The organism is Nocardia sp. NRRL WC-3656 (genome assembly GCF_000720265.1).
Lineage (GTDB): Bacteria > Actinomycetota > Actinomycetes > Mycobacteriales > Mycobacteriaceae > Nocardia > Nocardia nova.
Genome location: NZ_JOJF01000005.1, coordinates 43,619 through 64,440 on the forward strand (window position 1 = coordinate 43,619; position 20,822 = coordinate 64,440).

At 67.2% G+C, this 20,822-nt stretch carries 24 protein-coding genes and 2 pseudogenes; 11 read left to right on the forward strand and 15 right to left on the reverse strand.

Translation table 11 applies throughout. From position 1 onward, the window contains the following. Window positions 1-381: 381 nt before the first annotated feature. On the reverse strand, window positions 382-1,626 hold the full coding sequence (locus IG65_RS0108890) for a KasA/KasB family beta-ketoacyl-ACP synthase (protein WP_030514371.1): 1,245 nt from the start codon (window positions 1,624-1,626) through the stop codon (window positions 382-384). Between the two features lie 39 nt (window positions 1,627-1,665). Between IG65_RS0108890 and IG65_RS0108895 the strand changes: the two genes are divergently transcribed. Beyond that, window positions 1,666-2,250: a TetR/AcrR family transcriptional regulator gene (locus tag IG65_RS0108895; RefSeq protein WP_030514372.1), complete on the forward strand. Its 585-nt coding sequence runs from the start codon at window positions 1,666-1,668 to the stop codon at window positions 2,248-2,250. A 49-nt stretch (window positions 2,251-2,299) separates the two neighbouring features. Then, window positions 2,300-2,740, forward strand: a complete 441-nt coding sequence (locus IG65_RS0108900; RefSeq protein ID WP_030514373.1) for an SRPBCC domain-containing protein — start codon at window positions 2,300-2,302, stop codon at window positions 2,738-2,740. Between the two features lie 49 nt (window positions 2,741-2,789). Here IG65_RS0108900 and IG65_RS0108905 read toward each other — a convergent pair whose 3' ends face one another. From IG65_RS0108905 to IG65_RS0108915, 3 genes are all read right to left on the reverse strand, one after another. Continuing rightward, window positions 2,790-3,014, reverse strand: a complete 225-nt coding sequence (locus IG65_RS0108905; RefSeq protein ID WP_081879356.1) for a hypothetical protein — start codon at window positions 3,012-3,014, stop codon at window positions 2,790-2,792. Between the two features lie 35 nt (window positions 3,015-3,049). Then, complete coding sequence (locus IG65_RS0108910) at window positions 3,050-3,805, reverse strand: HNH endonuclease family protein (protein WP_030514375.1); 756 nt, start codon at window positions 3,803-3,805, stop codon at window positions 3,050-3,052. A gap of 315 nt (window positions 3,806-4,120) precedes the next feature. Next, window positions 4,121-5,239 (reverse strand): nitronate monooxygenase family protein, encoded by a 1,119-nt coding sequence (locus IG65_RS0108915; protein WP_030514376.1) that lies wholly within the window; start codon window positions 5,237-5,239, stop codon window positions 4,121-4,123. 336 nt (window positions 5,240-5,575) lie between these two features. Between IG65_RS0108915 and IG65_RS0108920 the strand changes: the two genes are divergently transcribed. Next, window positions 5,576-6,025, forward strand: a complete 450-nt coding sequence (locus IG65_RS0108920; RefSeq protein ID WP_036523855.1) for an SRPBCC domain-containing protein — start codon at window positions 5,576-5,578, stop codon at window positions 6,023-6,025. Between the two features lie 34 nt (window positions 6,026-6,059). Here IG65_RS0108920 and IG65_RS39760 read toward each other — a convergent pair whose 3' ends face one another. The 4 genes and pseudogenes from IG65_RS39760 to IG65_RS0108935 all read right to left on the reverse strand — a co-directional run bounded on the left by IG65_RS39760 (window position 6,060) and on the right by IG65_RS0108935 (window position 8,691). Further along, window positions 6,060-6,248, reverse strand: a complete 189-nt coding sequence (locus IG65_RS39760) for a hypothetical protein (protein WP_051755621.1) — start codon at window positions 6,246-6,248, stop codon at window positions 6,060-6,062. A gap of 61 nt (window positions 6,249-6,309) precedes the next feature. Continuing rightward, window positions 6,310-6,924: pseudogene (locus IG65_RS39765) on the reverse strand (aldehyde dehydrogenase family protein); the annotation flags it as partial. Window positions 6,925-6,976: 52 nt separating this feature from the next. Then, entirely contained in the window at window positions 6,977-8,020 is a 1,044-nt protein-coding gene (locus IG65_RS0108930; protein WP_030514378.1) for a MerR family transcriptional regulator, read from the reverse strand. Beyond that, window positions 8,014-8,691, reverse strand: coding sequence for a HEAT repeat domain-containing protein (locus IG65_RS0108935; protein ID WP_030514379.1), 678 nt, complete (start codon window positions 8,689-8,691; stop codon window positions 8,014-8,016). The genes IG65_RS0108930 and IG65_RS0108935 overlap by 7 nt, the downstream gene beginning before the upstream one ends. 88 nt (window positions 8,692-8,779) lie before the next feature. On the opposite strand from IG65_RS0108935, the gene IG65_RS0108940 reads away from it, so the two are divergent. Next, window positions 8,780-9,394 (forward strand): bifunctional 2-polyprenyl-6-hydroxyphenol methylase/3-demethylubiquinol 3-O-methyltransferase UbiG, encoded by a 615-nt coding sequence (locus tag IG65_RS0108940; RefSeq protein WP_030514380.1) that lies wholly within the window; start codon window positions 8,780-8,782, stop codon window positions 9,392-9,394. Between the two features lie 71 nt (window positions 9,395-9,465). Then, window positions 9,466-9,927 (forward strand): hypothetical protein, encoded by a 462-nt coding sequence (locus IG65_RS0108945; RefSeq protein ID WP_030514381.1) that lies wholly within the window; start codon window positions 9,466-9,468, stop codon window positions 9,925-9,927. Between the two features lie 7 nt (window positions 9,928-9,934). Here the strand turns inward: IG65_RS0108945 and IG65_RS0108950 are convergent, their stop codons facing one another. The 3 genes and pseudogenes from IG65_RS0108950 to IG65_RS0108960 all read right to left on the reverse strand — a co-directional run bounded on the left by IG65_RS0108950 (window position 9,935) and on the right by IG65_RS0108960 (window position 12,463). Continuing rightward, on the reverse strand, window positions 9,935-10,975 hold the full coding sequence (locus IG65_RS0108950; protein ID WP_030514382.1) for a fused (3R)-hydroxyacyl-ACP dehydratase subunits HadA/HadB: 1,041 nt from the start codon (window positions 10,973-10,975) through the stop codon (window positions 9,935-9,937). Between the two features lie 108 nt (window positions 10,976-11,083). Beyond that, window positions 11,084-11,926, reverse strand: a pseudogene (locus IG65_RS0108955) (RNA polymerase sigma factor); the annotation flags it as partial. 39 nt (window positions 11,927-11,965) lie between these two features. Next, window positions 11,966-12,463, reverse strand: a complete 498-nt coding sequence (locus IG65_RS0108960) for a pyridoxamine 5'-phosphate oxidase family protein (protein WP_030514384.1) — start codon at window positions 12,461-12,463, stop codon at window positions 11,966-11,968. A gap of 232 nt (window positions 12,464-12,695) precedes the next feature. Here IG65_RS0108960 and dinB point away from each other — a divergent pair, with 232 nt between their 5' ends. After that, window positions 12,696-13,922, forward strand: coding sequence for a DNA polymerase IV (gene dinB, locus IG65_RS0108965; protein ID WP_063833557.1), 1,227 nt, complete (start codon window positions 12,696-12,698; stop codon window positions 13,920-13,922). Between the two features lie 15 nt (window positions 13,923-13,937). Here the strand turns inward: dinB and IG65_RS0108970 are convergent, their stop codons facing one another. Further along, window positions 13,938-14,357: an NUDIX domain-containing protein gene (locus IG65_RS0108970; RefSeq protein WP_030514386.1), complete on the reverse strand. Its 420-nt coding sequence runs from the start codon at window positions 14,355-14,357 to the stop codon at window positions 13,938-13,940. Between the two features lie 105 nt (window positions 14,358-14,462). Between IG65_RS0108970 and IG65_RS0108975 the strand changes: the two genes are divergently transcribed. Next, window positions 14,463-15,422: a patatin family protein gene (locus IG65_RS0108975; protein ID WP_030514387.1), complete on the forward strand. Its 960-nt coding sequence runs from the start codon at window positions 14,463-14,465 to the stop codon at window positions 15,420-15,422. 142 nt (window positions 15,423-15,564) lie between these two features. Here IG65_RS0108975 and IG65_RS0108980 read toward each other — a convergent pair whose 3' ends face one another. Beyond that, window positions 15,565-16,755, reverse strand: coding sequence for a winged helix DNA-binding domain-containing protein (locus IG65_RS0108980; protein ID WP_231509109.1), 1,191 nt, complete (start codon window positions 16,753-16,755; stop codon window positions 15,565-15,567). Window positions 16,756-16,806: 51 nt separating this feature from the next. Between IG65_RS0108980 and IG65_RS0108985 the strand changes: the two genes are divergently transcribed. The 4 genes from IG65_RS0108985 (at window position 16,807) to IG65_RS0109000 (ending at window position 19,013) form a co-directional block, all read left to right on the forward strand. Further along, complete coding sequence (locus tag IG65_RS0108985) at window positions 16,807-17,517, forward strand: YoaK family protein (protein ID WP_081879358.1); 711 nt, start codon at window positions 16,807-16,809, stop codon at window positions 17,515-17,517. Window positions 17,518-17,695: 178 nt separating this feature from the next. Further along, on the forward strand, window positions 17,696-18,160 hold the full coding sequence (locus IG65_RS0108990) for a DUF6325 family protein (protein ID WP_030514390.1): 465 nt from the start codon (window positions 17,696-17,698) through the stop codon (window positions 18,158-18,160). 11 nt (window positions 18,161-18,171) lie between these two features. Beyond that, window positions 18,172-18,441 carry an SHOCT domain-containing protein gene (locus tag IG65_RS0108995; RefSeq protein WP_030514391.1) on the forward strand — a complete coding sequence of 90 codons (270 nt, stop codon included), beginning with the start codon at window positions 18,172-18,174 and terminating at the stop codon, window positions 18,439-18,441. 38 nt (window positions 18,442-18,479) lie between these two features. Then, window positions 18,480-19,013, forward strand: a complete 534-nt coding sequence (locus IG65_RS0109000; protein WP_030514392.1) for an OmpA family protein — start codon at window positions 18,480-18,482, stop codon at window positions 19,011-19,013. Window positions 19,014-19,016: 3 nt separating this feature from the next. On the opposite strand, the gene IG65_RS0109005 is transcribed toward IG65_RS0109000, so the two are convergent. Next, a complete protein-coding gene (locus tag IG65_RS0109005) occupies window positions 19,017-19,853 on the reverse strand; it encodes a hypothetical protein (protein ID WP_156055542.1) in 837 nt (278 codons plus the stop codon). 75 nt (window positions 19,854-19,928) lie between these two features. After that, the gene (locus IG65_RS0109010) at window positions 19,929-20,807 is read right to left on the reverse strand and encodes a phosphoribulokinase (RefSeq protein WP_030514394.1); all 879 of its coding nucleotides are present in this window, start codon (window positions 20,805-20,807) and stop codon (window positions 19,929-19,931) included. Window positions 20,808-20,822: the final 15 nt, after the last annotated feature.

A 20,822-nucleotide genomic window follows, 5' to 3' on the forward strand; every position in this document is an offset into this window, starting at 1 on the left:
GGCCGTCTGTACCCGTCGGTGCGTAGCGCAGTGCCGGCGTCGGCAACCGCCCGGCGCGGACCGCAGTGACAACGTCTGCGGGACACCTCGCCGGCGGTGCGACCCAGTGCTGTCGGCACGCCGATCTCGCCGGGTGCACTCGTCGGCCCATGGTGAAGCAGTCGGCGGCGTCACGGCCGACCGGGCCCGAACCATCCGTTCGCCGAACTCGCTCGAAGACGCTGCCGGTCAGGGTTTTCCGTCGCTGTATGGGCGAAATGTCCTGCCGTTACCGCAGTTCCGGAGCAGTTTTCCACAGTCGGCGTGTCATCCACAACAACCGGTGGACAAGCGTGAACAGCGGTTGTTCCACATCGCCGGAGCTCCCCGGGCTCGAAGTCCTCACGCGCGTCCGAATGCGAGTGTGACGTTGTGTCCTCCGAAGCCGAAGGAATTGCTCAACGCCTGTGAGATTCGCTGTGGACGAGCGATCCCGTGCACGATGTCGAGTTCCACACCGGGGTCCGGATTGTCGAAATTCAGTGTGGGAGGCACGGTCTGGTCGCGCAGTGTGCACAGGGTGAGGATGGCCTCGAGCGCACCCACCGCACCGATGGAATGGCCGAGCGCGGATTTCGGTGCGTACACCGAGGCGTGCTCGGCCACGGCCGCAATGGCATTGGCCTCCGAGGCATCACCGATCGGTGTCGAGGTGGCGTGCGCGTCGATGTGGTCGATATCGGCAGCGGTCAGCTCCGCGGTGGCGATGGCCTTGCGCATCGCCCGGGCCGCGCCCGCGCCGTCGGGGTCGGTGCCGGTGATGTGGTAGCCGTCGGAAGTGATTCCCGCGCCGAGAATTCGGCCGTGCACGGTGGCCCCGCGGGCCCGGGCGAACTCCTCCGATTCCAGAACCAGCAGCGCCCCCGCCTCTCCGAAGACGAACCCGTCGCGATCGCGGTCGAACGGCCGTGAGGCCAGGCCGGGTTCGTCGTTGCGGGTACTCATCGCCCGCATCATGGCGAAGCTGGCGATCGGGATCGCTTCGATATATCCCTCCACGCCACCGGCAATCACCACGTCGGCCTCCCCCGTGCGAATCAGCCGCCACGCGTGCGCGATGGCTTCGGCACCCGACGAACACGCCGAGGTCGGGGCGTAAACGCCTGCCTTCGCGCCGAATTCGAGCCCCACCCGGGCGGCCGGACCGTTCGGCATCACCATCGGAACCGTCAGCGGCGGCACCTTGCGATATCCGCCCTCGCGCATCGCGTCGACGGCCGTGAGAAAGGCATCGCCGCCGCCGAGTCCGGTGCCGACGGCCACCGCGAGGCGTTCGGCGTCGACCTCCGGTGTCCCCGCCTCCGACCAGACCTGGCGGCCCAGTACCAGCGCCAGCTGCTGTACATAGGAGTGCCGGCGCTGTTCGATGCGGGTCAGGTGAGCGCCTGGATGTTCGGTCAGCCGCCCGCCGATCCGCACGGGCAGGTCGTACCGCGTCACGAATTCGTCGGTGAGCGGGCCGATCCCGCTCTTGCCTGCCAGCAGTGCCGACCAGGTGCTGTCGAGGTCGGGGCCGAGGCAGGTGGTGGCGGCCATGGCGGTGACGACGACATTCCGCGACGTTTGTGTAGCAGTCGTTACACTCATGCGGATATGGATACCCGTAGTGACCGCTACAGTCAACATGTGCCTCGACCACTCGACCAGGCTCGGCGCGCGGAACTGCTCGCCGGGGTGATCGCCTATATCGGCGAATACGGGTTGACCGAACTGTCGCTGCGTCCGCTGGCGGAATATCTCGGAACCAGCTCGCGTATGTTGATCCACTATTTCGGGACCAAGGAGCAGATGCTGATCGCGGCGCTCGAGACCCAGCGCCCCGATATCGCGGGCATGTTCGCCGACGTTCCCGATCTGCCGGCCCTGCGCCGCCGCCTCATCGAATCGTTCAGCGTCAACATCACGACCGAATGGGTGTCCAGCACGCGCGTTTTGTTGCAGGTGATGGGGGTGGCCGCGGTGCCCGGCAGCCCCTTCCGTTCCTACGGCGAAGACGCCGTGCACGTGCTGGTCACCGCACTCACCGATGTGCTGAGAAGCTTCGACCCCACCGTCGCCGATCCGGAATCGACCGCCACTCTGCTCATTTCGGGCGTGCGCGGGTTGCTGCAGGATCGGTTCGTCACCGGCGACACCGCCCGCGTGTCACGCGCGGCGCGGTTGCTGATCACCCAATCGCTCACATTGCCCGAACCCGGTGCCGGTCGATGAGCGGGCCCGCGGTATCGCTGATGGAACAAGTTTCAGTATTGTTGCCGCCATGGCTTTCGTGATCGATGACACCGTGGAGATCGACGCACCCGCCGAGGTGGTGTGGAAAGTGCTGACAGACCTGGGCAGCTACGGTGAGTGGAATCCGTTCGTCGCCGAATGCCGCAGCACGCTCGAACCCGGCGACCCGATCGAGATGCATGTGCGGCTGGGTTCGCCGAAGCCGCGCAAGCAGGTCGAATACGTCCGGACCCACACGCCCGGAACCGAATTCAGCTACAGCATGAAGCCGGTGCCGCTGGGCATCCTGCACAGCCTGCGCTCGCACACCGTGACGCCGCTCGACAACGGGCGTACCCGGTACCGGTCGCATTTCGAACTGGGCGGCTTGCTGGGACCGGTTGTGACGCTGGCGCTCGGCAAGGCGCTGCATTCCGGTTTCGGCGGCATGACCGCGGCGGTCAAGCAGCGCGCGGAATCGCTGCGCTGAGCATCGATGCGCGCAGCGTCGCGGACGGTCGACTTCTGGGGCCGGGCGCTCAGGCCTCGAACGGGATCGTGTTGCCCGCGGCGTCACGGTTGCCGCGACCGGCGTCGATCGCGCTGACGAGTTCGGCGACGTCGGTCCAGGTGTGGGCGGGTTCGCCATCGAGATTGCCGATATGATACCAGGTTTCGGTATCCCGATAGCGAACCAGTCCCCTGCCCTGCTCGTCGACGGTGACATCGAGTTCGCCGGACACCGTCCCTTCCTCGTCGGTCATGACGGCGGCCTTCCCGGTGATTTCGATGATGTCGCCTATGTGAACTCTCCTCGGTGGAGGCAGTCGTCGACCGCGGTGCGCAATGCGGTCTGTTCCGCCGTGTCGATGGTCAAACCGTATTTTACCTTGATGCGAATGTAGCGCTGAACGTACTCGCACCGGAACACGCCGGGTGGCAGATAATTCGCCGCATCCTGGTCACCCTTGGACCGGTTGGCCGACGGGTCGGAGGCGACCAGATTGATCGCGTCGTTGGCGATATTGCGGCGCGTATCGGTATCGGCGGATTGCGCGCCGGAACGCCAGGCCTCGGCCAGCGGGACGATATGTTCGGCGTCGACTCCGGCGGGGTCGGTGATCCATTTGTAGGGCTTGAGTTTTCCGGTCTTGGCGTCGAGTACGCCGTAGCGGTCGCGCCAGCCGCCGTCCTTGCCGAGAGTCAGTTTGCAGGTCGCGGCGTCGAGGGTCACCGATCCGGTGGCATCGCGCAGCATCATCACATCGCGGGTGGTGCATTTGGCGTACTGGGCGTATTTGTCGCCGAATCCGTGTTCGGGAGTGTTCTGATCCCAATGCGGGAATTGTTCGCGGCTGTACCCGGTCATCGGCGCTTCCGTTGCGACCACGAGTTTGCCCAGCAGGGCGTTGACTTCTTTACCGGAAAAGGTCGCGGCGGCAGCGGAATCGGGTTTCGGATCGTTCTTCTTGCCGGTGTCGTCGATGAAGCTGTACACCACGGCCAGCACGACGGCGAGGAGGACGGGCGCCACGATCGCGGCCAACCGGCGCATACCGGGAGAGGATATTTTCACCACCGCGCCCCGATCGTGTCGCCGGTCGCGCACCGGGGGCCGCGGAATGCCCGGGGCCGGAAAGCGGTGCCTTCGAGCGCAATCCGAGCAAACTTCCGGACGGTGGGGTTCTGATCAACTTGCCGGCCGCATTCGTGCCGTTCACCATATGTACTTCTCATCGCGCATACAGAGTGTCAACCGGCACCGGCAAACCGCAAGTGCACCAGTTGCTTCCGTAGCCGCTTCGATATGGAGTCCAGCCCGGACAGAACTGTCCGGCAGGGCGCGGCGGGCCCTGCCGGACAGGCTTGTTCAGCTGTTGAGCTTGTTCAGCCGCTCGCAGGCCTCGAGGTATTCCTCCATCAGGCGCTGCATGACGTCGGAGGTCCGCTCGACCTTGTTCATCATGCCGACGACCTGGCCGACGGGGTTGAAGTTGACGTCCTTGGCCGCCTCGGGATAGCGGTGGCCGCGCTTGACGCCGTCGAGGGCGACCATCATCTGCAGCGGCATGCCCAGCGGATCCGGGGTGTCCGACCGCTCCCACGCCTCGGTCCAGTCGTTGCGCAGCATGCGGGCCGGCTTACCCGTCCACGCCCGCGACCGCACGGTGTCGTGGCTGGTGGCATCGATGTAGGTCTGCATCTGCGCGGGCGGCACATTGGCCTCCTCGACGGTCAGCCAGATCGAACCGGTCCACGCACCCGCGGCGCCCATCGCCATGGCGGCGGCGACCTGGCGGCCGTTGCCGATACCACCGGCGGCGAGCACCGGCAGATCGCCGACGGCGTCGATCACCTGCGGCCACAGCACGAGCGAGGAGATCTCACCGCAGTGGCCGCCGCCCTCGGTGCCCTGGCAGACCACGAAGTCCAAGCCGGCGCGCTTGTGGTTGAGCGCATGCTTGACCGAGCCGCACAGTGCGCCGATCAAACGGCCGGAGTCCTGGACCTTCTTGATGATGTCGTCGGGCGGGGTGCCGAGCGCGTTGGCGACCAGCTTCGCCTTGGGGTGCTTCAGGATGACGTCGACCTGCGGACCGGCCGTGGTGGCGGTCCAGCCCAGCAGCTGCTCGTGATGTTCGTCCTCGGGCAGCTTCGGGACGCCGTGGTCGGCGAGGATCTTCTCGGCGAAATCCCGGTGGCCCTGCGGAACCAGTTTGGCCAGTTCGGCTTCCAGCTGCGCGGGGCTCAGTCCGTCGATGCCCTTGCCCTCGTACTTGGACGGGATGACGAGGTCGACGCCGTACACGCCGTGCACATGTTCATCGAGCCAGGCCAGCTCGACCTCCAGCTCCTCGGCGGTGAAACCGACCGCCCCCAGGACGCCGAGCCCGCCGGCGTTGCTCACCGCGGCGGCCACGTCGCGGCAATGGGTGAAAGCGAAGATGGGGACATCGATGCCCAGTCGTTCGCAGATCTCGGTATGCATGGCGGGGTGACTCCTCTGGTCTTCCGGCGCTGGAACTTCGCCACAACACTAGAACACGTTTCATATTCAGACTAGTGACTCATCGGTCAGGAATCGAGAGCTGAGCCGAAAATGCCGGTCGATGGCGGTTACACGCCGTTGTCGAGCAGGGGGTCATCGACCGGTTTTCGTCATTCAGTGTGGGCAACATGTTCTAGTTGGTGGTTGATCGACCGCTTCGTCGAGTCTGCGCCATCCGGACGCGCGGCAACCTTTGCCGACCGGCCGGTTCCGCCTGCGCCGCCCGGAGACGTGGAATGCTCGTGCCATGGATGTGATCGGGCCGGGGGTGTGCCGGTGACCTACGAATCGGAATTGGATCCGGCCGCGGTGGAGATCGGCGGGTTCTTCCCGCACCCTCCGGCACTGCTGTGGCGGGCGCTGACCGAACCGGATCTGGTCGAACGCTGGCTGATGCGGTCGATCGGGCTCGAACCGGTGGTGGGCACACATTTCATCTTCGCCGTCCCGACCGAGCCGAGCGCGGAGATCGCGTGTGAGGTGCTGGCGGCCCGCGCGGGTGAGCAACTGACCTACACCTGGATCGACCTGCGGGCGAAGTTTCCCGCCCGCTGGGTGGTCGACTGGGTGCTCGAAGCGCAGGGGCGTGGGACGCGAGTGTTGTTGACCCAGACCGGTTTCGACATCGGCGATCGGCGGCAGAAGATGGCCCGCAACGCGATGGAGCGGGGATGGCGGGGCACCTTGAACCGGCTGCACGAGGTGCTCGACGAGGTCGAATCCTGACCCGGTCGAATTGCGCGCTCTGTCGGGTGAACGCTCAGCGCCGCAGCGGCGCGGGCTCCATGTGCACCACCTTGGTGGTGGTCATCTCGTCGAGAAGTTCGGGGCCGTAACCGAATCCGGTGCCGGACGTGCCGCGCGGTTGTGCCGCGCCGCCGGGTGCGCCACCGAAGACCGAGTTGATCTTCACCGTGCCCACCGGCAGTGTGCGCCAGGCCTGTTGCATATGTTCCCATCGAGTCGGTCAGGACCGTCGCCGCCAAGCCGTAGTCGTCGCGGCAGGCCGCATCGAGGCCCGTCGCGAAATCCGCGACCACCTGGACGGGTGCGATCGGCCCGAAGGTCTCCTCGCGCACGACGCGCATTCCGGGGCGGCAGTCGGTGAGCACCGTCGCCGGATAGGTCGTGCCGGGCCCCTCGGGAATGTGACCGCCGACCAGCGCTTTCGCGCCCGCTGAGGTCGCTTCCCGCACCTGCGTACGCAACCGCTCGTCGACCAGCGCTTGCGGATCGAGATTCCACCGCCGCACCTGTTCGCACAGTGCCGAAACGAACTGCTCGGCGACATCGCGATGCACGTAGATCCGCTCCACGGAGACGCAGATCTGCCCGGCGTTGGCGAAGGCGCCCAGTGCGGCCTGCTCGGCGGCCCATACCGGGTCCACATCGGCGTCGACGATCAGCGGATCGTTGCCACCGTGATCCAAGCCGGAATGCCGCAGATCGGCGCCGACCTGCTCGCGCAGGCTCGGTAGCTGTGCCGCTACCTCGAGCATGCGGTCGAATTTCTCCTCGTCGCGTTCTCGCCGCCCCTGTTCGTGATACAGGTACTGCCGCCGCCCCGCCGCGTCCACTCCGACCGCTTGAATGTGCCCGTAGGGCGTGCTGCGCCGCAACCGCATCACGTCACTCCTCTCGTCCCGCGCATCGCGTGATATCCGGCGCGGGACGCGATCATGCGAGTTCGGTGGAACCGCGGTCGCCGCCGCGGACCGCCGGCGGCCCTTGTTCGAGCGTGCGGACGAGGGCCGCGGCGAGCAGAGCGACCGTCCGATCGCCGTCGTTCATCAAGGGCCGCAACGTATTCAGCGCGAGGGAGCCGGGCAGCTCGGCCAGTGCCTGGGTGAGCCGGAGCCGCACCGGTGAACCCGGCGGGTGCGCGGCCAGCTCGCCGGCCAGTGCATTCAGAATGTGATCGGCCCATTTCGCGTCCCGGGCCAGCGATCCCAGGAGTTCGGCCGCCTCGACATCGTTCGGGCCCTCGATCACGGTGGCGACGAGTTCCGGAACCGCTCGGGTCTGCCCGCGCGCGCCGAGAGCGAGGGCGGAGATCCTGCGGACGGTCGGGTCCGCGTCGGTGAGCGCGTCCAGCAGCACCGCGCCGGCCTCCTCCCCGGGTATCTCGGCGAGTGCCGAGGCCGCCCGCCGCCGGACCTCGACATCGGCGGAGTCCAGGCCGGAGGCCACGTGCAGCACGCCCTCCGCTCCGGCCCGGGCGAGCGCCCACCGCAGCGCTCCCGCGACATAGGGATCGGATTCGGTGAGCACCGCCTCGGCGAGCAGCTCGGCCGGCATCTCCTCGGCCGGGGCGAGGACGGCCTGCTGCCGCCGGGCGGCATCGGACGACCCCAGTCCACGCAGGAGTTCGACGATGCGCAGCGCGTCCTGCCAGCCGGAGGGTTCGGCCGCCTCGACCGCACGCAGCCGTTCGAGCAGCTCCCGGTCCCGGCTCAGCCGTTCTTCGGTCGCCCGCACGAGGTCGCCGACCAGTGCGGACGGTGTGAAGCCGGGGTCGTCGAGGGCCCGCCCGATCTGAGTCAGCGACAAGCCCAGCGACCGCAGACCCTCGACATGGAAGATCCGACGGATGTCCTCGACGGAATATTCGCGATAGCCGCCGACGGTACGGCCGGTCGGCCGCACCAGCCCCAGGGAGTCGTAGTGCCGGAGCATGCGGGCACTCACTCCCGAGTAACGGGCCACCTCGCCGATCAGCACGCGGTCGACTCCTCCCGGTCCGGTCCGAGCGCACGAACCCGTCTGGCCTGGTCGATCGCGAGGTCGAAACCGGCGTCCGGATCGTGCAGCAGGACTTCGGTGGCGCGCGCATGTGCCCGCACCACCGGATCCGGGTTCGTCATCGCCGACCGCAGGACCGGCTCGACGAGCTCGCCCAAGGCGACCAGGGCGCGGCTCAGACTCAGCCGCACCTCCCGGTCACCGCGGCCGAACTGGGTCGCCAACGTTTGCGCCAGCACGTCCGTGTCGGCGTCGGGCACCAGGACGACGGCGGCCCGCCACGCACTGCGCGCGACGTCGTCGTCGGCGTCCTGCAACAACGACCGCGTGATCGCGGGCCAGGCGCTGCGGTCCCCGATCTTGGACAGGGTGTGCAGCGCCTGGCTGCGCGCCTGGGGACGGTCCGAACCCAGTTGCGCACGCAGCTTCGGAACCGTCACCGCAGCCGGAAACCGGGTGAGCGCCCAGGTGAGCATGTCGCGCACGAAGAAGTCCGGCTCGATCGCGCACCGCTCGACCAGCGCATCGACGGCGTCGGCCGCGGGACGGGTGCCGAGCGCCAGCGCCGCCTCGAGCCGTGTCGACGAGTTGTCCGCCGCCAGCGCGTCGAGTAGTCGCATGTTCTGTGGGTTCCTGTGTGTCGAAGTCATCGGGACCACCTCCGGTAGTCAAGTGAAGACCTTGTCACGATGGCAAGGTCAAGTACACGCACCGGACCGAGAGAAGAGGCAACAGACCATGAGCGGACGCACGCCCAGCCAGTGGGAAGAGATCACTGCGGCCGATCCGGCACATTCGACGTGGTACGTGGAACGTTTCCGGGCGATGGCGGCCGAAGGCGCGGACATCGTGGGCGAAGCGCGCCTGATCGATGCGATGGTCGGGCGCGGTAGCCGGATCCTGGACGCCGGATGCGGGCCGGGGCGGCTGGGCGGCTACCTGTATCGCGCCGGACATGTCGTGGTCGGCGTCGACGTCGACCCGGTGTTGATCGCCGCGGCGGAACAGGACCATCCCGGTCCGACCTGGCTGGTGGGTGACCTCGCCGAACTGGATCTGCCCCGGCGCGGGATCGAAGCCGGCTTCGATGTGATCGTGTGCGCGGGCAACGTGATGACGTTCCTGGCACCCTCCACCCGAGGCGCGGTGCTGGCCGGTTTCGCGCGCCATCTGGCGCCGGCCGGGCGAGTGGTGGTCGGGTTCGGCGCCGACCGCGGTTACGAATTCCCGCAATTCCTGGCCGACGCCGAAGACGCCGGACTCCGGGTGGATCTGCGGCTTTCGACATGGGATCTGCGCCCGTTCACCGACGACTCCGACTTTCTGGTGGCGGTGTTCTCGCGCGGGGACTGAGACCGAGCCTGCCCGGTTCGCGACGCACGACGCTGTAGAGTTCGACCGACACACTCGCGGAGGAGTTCGCCATGACCTACACAGTGGACTTCACGACAGTTTCGACCGAAGGCCTCGAATCGTCCCCGGTCGCGGACGCATTGGCAGGCCTGCGCGCCAACGAGGCCCGATACTTCAAGAACAAGTACGACCACGTCTTCACGGTGGAGCCGGCCAAGGAGGCCCAGTCGACCGTCGACTGGGTCAGCCGGATCCTCGAAGACGAACGCGGCATCGTCATCGCCTCCCGTCCGCTCGAGGCCACGGCCTTCGAAGCGGACGGCATCCGCTTCGCCTACGTCTTCTACGAAAGTGGCCTGTCGATCAACGTCATGTATTCGATCGACGATTCCGGTAAGCGAGCGGTGGGTTTCAAGCTGTCCGACGGGATGGAAATCCCCACGGAACTCTCGTCTTTCAAGTTCGCGAGGCAGAAGTCGAAGCTGGCGGGCACGATCCGCGGCTCCTACTTCGTCATCAAGAACCAGTACTGATTCGCGGTCAGGCCAGGCGGACATCCGCCGTGGCAAGGCCGAAAACCTTGCGGCCCGCCGACTTCGCGACGATGACGACGACCGCCGTCCTGGTCTCGGGATCGATCGACTTGATGCGGCCCGTGAACTCGACCGTGCCGGCGGCGTCGGCCTCGATAACGGTGTAATTCGACAGCCGGACACCGTATCTGATCACCGCGCCCGGGTCGCCGAGCCATTCGGTGACGAAGCCGGCCCCCAAACCCATCGTGAGCATGCCGTGCGCGATCACGTCGGGAAGTCCCGCGAGCGCGGCGATCTCGGCATGCCAATGGATGGGATTCGCATCCCCGGAGACCCCGGCGTAATTCACCAGATCGCCGCGCGTCAGGTTCACCGACCGCGCGGGAAGTTCGGCACCGACGGCGATGTCCTCGAATCGAAGCGCGGTATGCGGGGTGCGCGTGCGTGAGACAGGCGAAAGGCGCACCGCGGCACCGGAATCCGGGCCTGCCGGCGACACGTTCACCTCCGCGGCAGCGGTCGTGATCCGGGGAATGGTGTCGAGACCGCTCATGACGACGCGTTCGATCGTCTCGCTGATCTCGGCGCCGACGTCCGCACCCGTGAGGCCGAGGACGGTCGTGTGCATGATCTGCGCGATGTCACCGGATCCGTCGGTGAAGGTGTTGGTGATGGTGAGCAGATCCCTGCCCCCGATACGACGCACCGAGGACAATTCCACATCGCTGACCAAGCGGTCGCCGGTGAGCACCGGCTTGTACATCTCGAATACCTGGTCTGTCTGCACGACCACGTCGTAGCCGTTCATGACGTCCTCCAGCAGCCGGCGATTGGCCAGCATCGCGACGGTGGAGATGAAGGTGGCCGGCGCGATCAGCCCAGCGTATCCGAGCTCACGGGCCGCGTCCTCGCTCCAGTGTGCCGGGTGGAAGTCCTGTACCGCTCGCGCGTACTCGCGGATCTTCTCCCGTCCCACCTCGTAGAAGTCGTCCGTGCGATAGCGATGCCCCACCAGCCCGGTCACATCGAACGTCGCCTCCACCAAGGCCTCTCCTCCATTCGGATCATGTCGACACTCGCACCGGCAGCACCGGATTCACGAGTGAGACTTCACCTTCTCACACGACACCGGCTTCGGCGCGCGGCGCCAAGCTCACTCGGTGGATGTCGTCGGGCGGTCGGGTCGGCGGCGCAGCAAGCTCCGCACCCGTGCGGCCTCGCGGGTGAGGTGGTCACGCTCCGGCACGCTGGTGGCGGTGGCCGATGCCGCGGCGTACAGGTCGGCGGCCTGTTCGAGGTCGCCGGCGCGTTCGAGGAGGTAGGCGTGGACTGCGGCGTATCGGGGCAGGCTGGGGTCCACCTTGCTCAGTTCCGCGAGGCCGGCCTGCGGTCCGTCGGCTTCGCCGACGGCGACCGCGCGATTGAGTTGCACCACCGGGCTACGCGTGAGATTCAGTAGTTCGTCGTACCACTCCACGATCTGTACCCAGTCGGTCTCGGCGGCGGTCGGAGCATCGGCATGCAAGGCGGCGATCGCTGCATGCGCCTGATATTCGCCCAGGCGATCACGAGCCAATGCCGCTTGCAGAATCGCGACTCCTTCGGTGATCAACGTTGTGTCCCAACGGGTCCGGTCCTGTTGGGCCAGTGGTACGAGGCGCCCGCCGGCGCCCGTGCGGGTGGTGCGGCGGGCATGGTGCAGCAGCATGAGGGCGAGCAGCCCCGCGACCTCCGGCTCGTCGGTCGCGGCGGCGAGCCGGCGGGTGAGGCGGATGGCTTCGGCGGCCAGGTCGATGTCGCCGCTGTAGCCCTCGTTGAATACGAGGTAGAGAACTCGCAGCACCGTCGCCGGATCGCCGGGCCGGTCCAGCGGCAGTCCCGCCAGACGCCGTTTGGCCCGGCCGATGCGTTGCGCCATGGTGGCTTCCGGAACAAGGTATGCCGTTGCGACCTGCCGCGTCGTCAGGCCGCCGACCGCGCGCAGCGTCAAGGCGAGGCGTCGAGGAACTTTCGCCACGCGGAACCGGCCGTGTGGTCAGGCCTGCTGACGTTCGGCCCGCTGCCGGACCAGTTCCTCGACCGCACTGGGCAGAGTGTTGTCGAAGTCGATGTGCTTCACCCAGGTCGGGGTGATCACGATCCGGACCATGCCGTCGTAGAGCGAACGGACTTCCGCCTCCCACTCCACGCGCTGTTCGGGGGTCATCTCGTAGCTGCCGTTCATCTGCAGGTATTCCTCGGGGATGCCGTCGACGACGTCGAGTTCGGCATGTCCGCGCAGAAGCAGGATTTTCGGCGGATGAACCTCGGTGTCGATCGTCAGCGCGACCTGAGGATTGTGCCGCAGCGAGTGCAGTTTCGGGGCGTTCTTCGTCGTGCAGAGCACGATCTGCGAGCCGTTCCAGGTGAACGCGATCGGGACGTTGCGCGGGGTGCCGTCCTTGGCGACGTACGCCAGACGCAGCAGGTCGCGGGCCAGCAACTCCCGGCTGATCGGGCGGTCGAGGATTTCGGTGATCTCGTACTGTTCCATGACTGTCGCTCCCGTGTCGGTGTGGTCGAGCGGGCCGTTCTCGGTTGCTCGTATCTCTGGGACGGAGCCGGTTCGACGTTCTCGACATCGGTGGCGAATGTTTGACGAAACTTTTTCGAGGCGTCCGTTCCATCCGAGTCGATCGGTCCCGTGCGTTCCGATGCTCGCACCCCTGGGACCGAGCCGCCCGAGACCGTAGGCGGCGCCACGAGAGTGGTCTAGTATCGAACATGTGTTCGTATCGGATGAGGGGGCGGAGGAAGGGGGCCGTCAGGGGCGGGCGGCGATTTTGCATGCCGACCTGGATTCGTTCTATGCGTCGGTCGAGCAGCGGGACGCACCGGAGTTGCGGGGAAAGCCGGTGATCGTGGGGGGCGGGGTGGTGCTGGCGGCCAGTTACGAGGCGAAGGCGTACGGGGTGCGGACGCCGATGAACGCGCGGCAGGCGTTGCGGCTGTGTCCGCATGCGGTCGTGGTGCCGCCGCGGATGTCTGCCTATGCGCAGGCGAGCCGGGCCGTATTCGAGATCTTCCGCGACACCACTCCGGAGGTCGAGGGCATCTCCATCGACGAGGCCTTTCTCGATATCGCTGGGCTGCATCGCATTTCGGGCGCCCCGATCGATATCGCGGCCGGATTACGGGCGCGGGTGCGGGCCGAGGTCGGACTGCCCATCTCGGTCGGCGTGGCGCGTAGCAAATTCCTCGCCAAGGTGGCCAGTGCGGTCTGCAAACCCGACGGCCTGCTGCTGGTGCGTCCCGAGGCCGAACTCGAATTCCTGCATCCGCTGCCGGTCGAACGGCTCTGGGGGGTGGGTGAGGCGACCGCCCGGACATTGCACGAACACGGCATCACCCGGATCGGGCAACTGGCCGATACCGACCCGATGGAGTTGTGCGGTCTGCTCGGTCGCGCCGCCGGACGGCATCTGCACGCCCTGGCCTGGGCACGCGATCCGCGCCGGGTCGACACCGGTCGCCGGCGCCGATCGATCGGTGCGCAACGCGCGCTGGGAAACCGGCCTCGCACCGATGCCGAGATCGAGGCCTACCTGCACGGCCTGGCGGATCGGCTCGGACACCGGTTGCGGGCGGCACGACGGATCTGCCGAACCGTGGTGCTGCGCTTACGGTTCGCCGATTTCGGTCGCGCGACCCGTTCGCACACCCTGCCGACCGCCACCGACGACGGGGCGACGATCCTGCAGGCCGCCCGCACCCTGCTCGGCGCCGCTCGCCCCCTGATCGAGGAGCGCGGCATCACCCTCATCGGCCTCGCGCTGACGAACCTGCAGAATACGGATCCGCGGCAGCTGATGCTGCCGTTGGATGCCCGCCCGGACACCACCCTCGACGCGGCACTGGACGCGGTGCGCGACCGCTTCGGCGCCGGAACCGTCACCCGGGCCGCACTGCTCGGGCGCGGTGAGGGCTTGTCGGTGCCGCTGCTCCCCGACTGATTCGTCGGGCCACGATCACTGCGCCGGCAGCAGTCCGCGCGCCACCAGATCATCGAACAGCACCTGGTCGACAGGCGGCACCGCGGCCCGGTCGGCGTAGGTGAACCAGGCGATTTCGGCGATCTCACTGCTCGGCTCGATGGTGCCGGCGTAGTCCGCGGTGTAACAGCTCATTCGCACCGAAACCTCGGTGGCGCCGGGCAATTCGGCTTCGTAGGTGCCGACGTGGGCCACCGATTCCGGAATCAGCACCACGGTGAGCTCCTCGGAGATCTCCCGGATCAGCGTCTGCCGATCGGTCTCCTCGCCCTCGCGCTTGCCGCCGGGAATGTAGAACTCGTCCTTACCGTCCGGGCGGGCGCACAGGATCCGGCCGTCCTCGATCAGCACCCATGCCACGGTATCGATGAGGCGTCGTGACGATTCGATCCGCATCCGCGCAGCCTACCCGGGTGTACCCCGACCGCCCGAGCCTCGGGCGGCGCCTCCGCGGCCGCGTGATAGACAGAGCTGAACGCAGTGATCGGAAGGTGTGGTGCGATGCCGGACAGTACGCAGCCGACGAGTCCGGTGGAGCTGATCGCGCAACGCTTCCGCCGCGGCAGCGCCACCGGTGAGCATCGCGATGGGGCCCGCCTGGCCCTGGTCATCGAGGGTGGCTCGGCCCGCGGGGTCTATTCGCACGGCATGGTGACCGGTCTGGAAGAACTCGGGGTGCTGCGGTGTTTCGACGCGGTCTACGGCGCCTCGGCCGGCGCGCTGAACGGGGCGTGGCTGCTGTGCGGGCGAGCGGCGCGGGCGCGGCGCGCCTGGCATTCCGATGTGGTGCGGCGGGTGATCTCCCCGGCCCGGGCGTTGCGCGGCGGTCTGGTCGTGGACACCCGATATCTGGTGCACACCGTGTACGAGCGCGTCGTCCCGATGGATTTCGCGGCGATCCTCGACAATGCGGTCACCTTCCACCCGATCGGCACCGATATCGCCGACGGCAGCGCCGTCGACCTGCGCCCGCACATCAGCGATATCCCCACCCTGCAGCGCGCGCTGCGCGCCAGCACCTGTATGCCGGTTCTGGCCGGACGCCCGGTGGCGGTGGGCGACGGGCGCTACGTCGATGCCGGACTGTCCGAATCGGTGCCGATCACCACCGCCCGCGCCCAGGGCGCCACCCACATCGTGGTGTTGCGCACCCGGCGGGCCGATGAAAAGCCGAGCGTCCCTTCGGATTTCGAACGGCGCGTGGTCGCTCGGGTGCTCGGCGTTTCGGGTCCGAAAGTCGCCGAGAGCTGGTTCGCCCGCGCCGCGCAATTCGCCGCCGACGAGCACCGCATGACGGCCGACCCGTCGATTCTGCAGATCCGCCCACCCCTGGGCGCGCCCACGATCGGCAGAGTCGCCCGCGATTCCGCGGTTCTGTTGCGCGCCTTGGACCTGGGGCGCGCGGCAACCTTGGCAGCGCTCGGCGGCGCGCTCGAATCCGCGGGAGACGTCGCAATCTGAGTCGGCTCCAACTGTCGAATCCACTCGAATCCCGGCAACAACCTGCGGCAAATTCCCTTATCAGGCCGGCTTACCTGTTCCAGGGCCAAGTCGTACCGATGCAGCGGTGGCCGACCGGCAGCGGGAGCAGCTCTCAAAGAGCTCAGCCCAGGTTCAGTTGGTCGCGGCCGGTGGCGCGAGCGAGATGGACGGCTTCGGCCCGGAGTAGCTCCGAGTCGACATGTTCGTCGTCGAACATGCTCACGGTGAGGGTGTTGTCGATGGTTTCCCACGTTCCGGCGATCCGGCCGCCGACGAGGACCAGGGGCGAGATCCAGCCGGCGGTCCGGCTGACCTTCGTGCGATGGGCCGGAGGGAGGAGGACCGGATCCGTGGTGCCGGGTCCGAGGACGTATTGGTCGAAGGGGCCGAGCAGGCGGACGCTGTCGGTGGGAGTGGTGGCGGCCAGACCGGCGGCGTCCTCGGTGCGGATCCAGGTCCGGCGGCCCTCGACGTCGACTTCGGTGAGTTCGGATCCCAGATCGGCGAACCATTGGCGCACAGTGGTTTTGCGCAACACACCGCGGATGAGCCAGGCGTTGAACGCCTCCGGTGTGCCCGGACCGTAGGCGCCGAGATAGGCGTGGATCAGGCGTGACGCCGCGATGTCGGTGGGCGGCAGGCCGCTCCAACCGCTCACCGCATGCGCCGGGGCGGTGAAGGTCACCGACGATCCGCGAGCGGGCCCGTGACACAGCACCCCCTGCCAGGCCAGCGGTTTCAACAGCGCGCCCCAGCCGGACCGCAACTGCTCACCCATCGCCGCGAAGCGGCGGTCACGTACCAGTTCGTCGACCAGTTCCGTCCGGCTCAGCACGGCGCCGCCGTCGAGCAGTTCGGCGACCGCGTCGGTCAGCGCCTTCACTTCCCCGGGGTCGGCGCCGAAATTGCGTTGCCACGCGGGCTTCTCCCATGTGCGCGCCGAGGCGATCAGAGCCAGTGCGGCGGCCGTGGTGTCGGGTGTCATCGCGTGCAGCGTGCCGCGCATCGCCCACGTCTTCAGCAACTCACCGGCGTCGAGCGCGCGGACGAGCTCTCCCGGCACTCCCCCGCGCCGCACGGCCACCGCGGTCTCCGCCGCGGACGCCACCTGCGCCTGCACCCCGGCCAGTCGCCGCGCCACCGCGACCGCATCCCCGCCGTCACGCGCTTCGACGAAGCCTCGCCGCAATCGCCACGCGAACACCTGACCCCATGTGGCCTCCACCGCACCTCCCACATCCGCACACCCGCCGATCCGCGCGCTCACCTTACGGCTCGCCACCGACAACCACAGAGTCGTGACGCCTCGCACACCTCGAGGGCAATTCATGCGTGTTCATGCATGTATTGCTAGTCTGTTGCCGTGACTCCGAAATCCGAAGACTCCCCCGAGCCGTTCTGGACGCTGGAGACCCGGCTCGCCTCGGCACTGCTGATCCTGGCCGGATTCGTGGGCGCGGCCGCCTACACCCACTCCGAGGGCTACTTCGTCACCTTCATGACCGGTAATACCGAGCGCGCCGCCATCGGCGGATTTCTCGGCGATTACACCCTCGCGGCCGGCGCTTTCGCCCTGATCGTTTTCTTTCTCGCCGGAGTACTGGTGGCGTCGATCTGCCGCCGGCACTGGTGGCGCAATCATCCGCACGGCGCGACCATGCTCGCCACCGCCGCACTCACCGGGGCCGCCGTCCTCGACACGATTCTCTACCGGCACGATTCCGATCTCGGCCTGGTACCGATCCTGTTCGTCTCGTTCGCGATGGGTTCGCTGAACACCTCGTTCGTCAAGAAGGGCGAGGTGTCGATCCCGGTCACCTACGTCACCGGAACCCTGGTGAAATTCGCCCAGGGCGTGGAGCGGCATATCGCCGGCGGCACCCATCGTGAGTGGCTGGGCTACGCGGTGCAATGGCTGTCGTTCGCCGCCGGCGCCTTGTTCGGCGGTCTGGTCTCCCTCGTCGTCGAGGGCGCCGACATGCTCTACACCGCCGTCATCGCCTCCGCGATCGTGGCCGCCTACACCTGGCGCGCGGACCTCAGCTGGGTGCAGCGCCATCCGTCCTCGGAGTAACGGGCCCTTCTTCGAGTAACGGGCACGGCCATGGTATCTGCGCGACCGGCGGCACCGAATCAATAGATGTCAGGTCGTCTCGCCGGCCGCGTTCGCGCTGTCGCCGACCCGCCCGGACCTGGGTTGCGGTGGATGTTCGTCTCGGAGGATTCGTATCAGAGGGTCAGGCGTCGGAGAAATGAGGTGTCCGGTGAACACTGCTGCCGATATCGACGAGATGGGTCCGATCGACTATCTCGTCATCGAGTTTCCCGCCGACCGGCAACCCGACGGTTCGGCGTTGCCGCTACTTCGCGATCTGGTGGACCGCGGTGTCATCCGGGTCCTGGATCTGGCCTTCGTGCAGAAGGAGGCCGACGGTTCACTGACCGGGATCGACATCGCCGATGTCGGGTTGACCGGTGACCTGGATGTGACCCTGTTCGCCGAGGCGGCGACCGGACTGCTCGACGACGGTGATCTGCGCGAAGCCGGTAACGCCTTGGAGCCCGGCCATTCCGCCGCCGTCCTCCTCTACGAGAACGCGTGGGCGGCCCCGCTGGCCGTCGCGTTGCGGCGCAACGGCGCCGAACTCGTGGCATCCGGTCGCATTCCGGTGCAAGCCATCCTTTCGACCCTCGACAAACTCGAGGCTGATAGCTGAGGAGAAGCAGCATGCCCGGATTACTTCGTGGCGTCGCCCGCACCGCGGTGGTCGCCGGAACGGCCACGGCCGTATCCAATCGCGTGTCGCGCCGCCAGGGCCAACGCTGGGCCACGCAGCAGGAGTACCAGGACCAGCAGCAACAACCGCCGCCGCCCGCACCGAGCGGCGGGGGCACCGACCGCATCGCCGCCCTGAAGCAATTGGGCGAGTTGAAAGCCCAGGGGGTGCTCACCGAGCAGGAATTCGAATCGGAGAAGGCGCGCATTCTCGCGTCGTGACCACCGGGCGCCACCGCACGGAGATCAGGAGAAGCAGCATGAAACTCGTCAAGGCGGTAGCAGTGCTGGCGACCGGTGCGGCAGCGCTGATTCCGATCGCCGCATGTTCCTCGGACAACAACAGCAGTCCGGCCGCGGTCACCACGACCACGGCGCACGGCGAGCACACCGATATGCGAAGCAGTCTCGCCACCACGGCCTCGTCGGTGGTCGGCTCGGCCCTCAACTCCGCGCAGCAGGCGGTGCAGAACGCGATCAACAGCGTCCTGTCCGCGGCGCCGATCACCTTCGACAAGGGCAGCTCCGATCTGAGCCCGACCGACGTCGCCACGATCAAAGCGGTGGCGCTTCCGCTCAAGGGCAACGACACCGCGGTGAAGATCGAAACCTACGCCGTCGACTCGAATTCCGGGGCGGCAGACTCGCTCGCCGAGGCGCGAGGCAACAACGTCGCCACGGCCCTGCAGAACGAGGGGATCGACAAGGGGCGCATCACCGTCCACGCGGAGGGCAATCCGATCGAGTCGAACGTGCAGATCGATCAGGCGACGATCTCCGTCACCATGAAATAGCGATCACCGTTCGGCGTCCGGCTCGCCGCCCTCCGCCTCCGTGCGGGTCGGGCCGGGAATCAGCACCTTGGTGATCGTCGCCGCCCCGACCACCACCAGCGACAGTACGAAAAGCCAGCTGATGGCGGTGAACACCGGGCCCAGCAGCCCGAACTTGGCCTGCGCGGAGGCCGTGATCTTCGGCAGTACCAGACGTCCCGCCGCCCGGACCGTCGTCAGTCCGACGGCTGTCAGCGCCCCGGTCGTCCACAGTGCCGGCCCGCGCAGCTTGCCCAGCGTGAGCAGGTACGCGCAGAGGGGCCACACGATCATCCACACCAGTAACTCGCCGCCGACGGTGAGGGGCAGTCCGACGTAGCGCAGTCCGGCGAGTTCGCGCACGGCCCCGATGGTCACCGCCGAGAATGCGACGACGAGCAGGACCACAGGCCAGCGCCAAGCGTCGCGCAAGCCGATCGCCGGCACATCCCACAGCTTGCCGTAGATCCGGGCGAGGGTTTTGGCGAACGAGGCGCCGCTGATCACGACCATCAGCAACCCGACGACCCCGAACGCGGCGAATGTCGGATCGCCGGCCGCGACGACACCGAAGGCGGACCGGAACGTCGCCCGGTCCAGGCCCAACTGGTCGTCGATCGCGCGGGTCGCGAGATCCAGCTGGGAGAAGACGGACCCGGCGATGATCACGGGCAGCACGCAGGTGAAGATCTTGGCCGCCAGCGTCATCGATCGATCCACGATTTCGATATCGGCGAATTCGCCGATCACCTGCCGGAGCGGCCCGGACCAGGAACCCGGTGAACCCCGGCGCGCCGCGGCCGTCGGGGCGCTCAGATTCATCGACCACATAGCGTCGATTCAACTCCGGCCGACGACTGTGCGCGAGCGCCGAAACCCCCGATATTCGTGGCGGGGTTATGCGCGCGGGCCGGGTCGCTTGTCCATCAACCGCAGAATGAGCGGGGTGAAGATCAGCTGCATCGCCAGATCCATCTTGCCGCCCGGCACCACGATGCAGTTCGGGCGCGACATGAACGAATCGTGCAGCATCGACAGCAGATACGGGAAATCGATCACCTTCGGATCGGCGAAACGGATCACGACGAAACTCTCGTCGGCGGTCGGAATGCTGCGGGCCGTGAACGGATTCGAGGTGTCCACGGTCGGCACCCGTTGAAAATTGACGTACGTGCGCGAGAACTGCGGGCAGATGTACTTCACGTAGTCGGGCATGCGCCGCAGGATCGTATCGATCACCGCCTCGCTGGAATAGCCTCGCTCGGTCTTGTCGCGAATGACCTTCTGAATCCACTCCAGGTTCACGATGGGCACCACCCCCACCAGCAGATCCGCGTAACGCGCCACATCGACGGCGCCGGTGACCGCGGCGCCGTGCAACCCCTCGTAGAACAGCAGGTCGCTGCCGGGGGCGAGTTCCTCCCACGGCGTGAACGTGCCCGGTTCCAGTCCGTAAGGTTTGGCCTCGGTCTCGTCGTGCAGATATTTGCGCACCAGGCCGACGCCGGACTGGCCGTAATCGCGAAAGAGGCTTTCCAGTTCGGTGAGCAGATTGGCCTCCGGGCCGAAATGCGAGAAATGCAGGTTCAGATCGGCTTCGGCCTCGGCCATCGCCGCCTGCATTTGGCCGCGATCGTAGCGATGGAACGAATCCCCCTCTACGATCGCGGCATTGATGCCCTCCCGCCGGAAGATCTCCTGGAAGGTCCGGGTGACGCTGGTCGTTCCGGCGCCGGAGGAACCGGTAATGGCGACCACGGGATGTTTGCGCGACATGACATCTCGATTCGA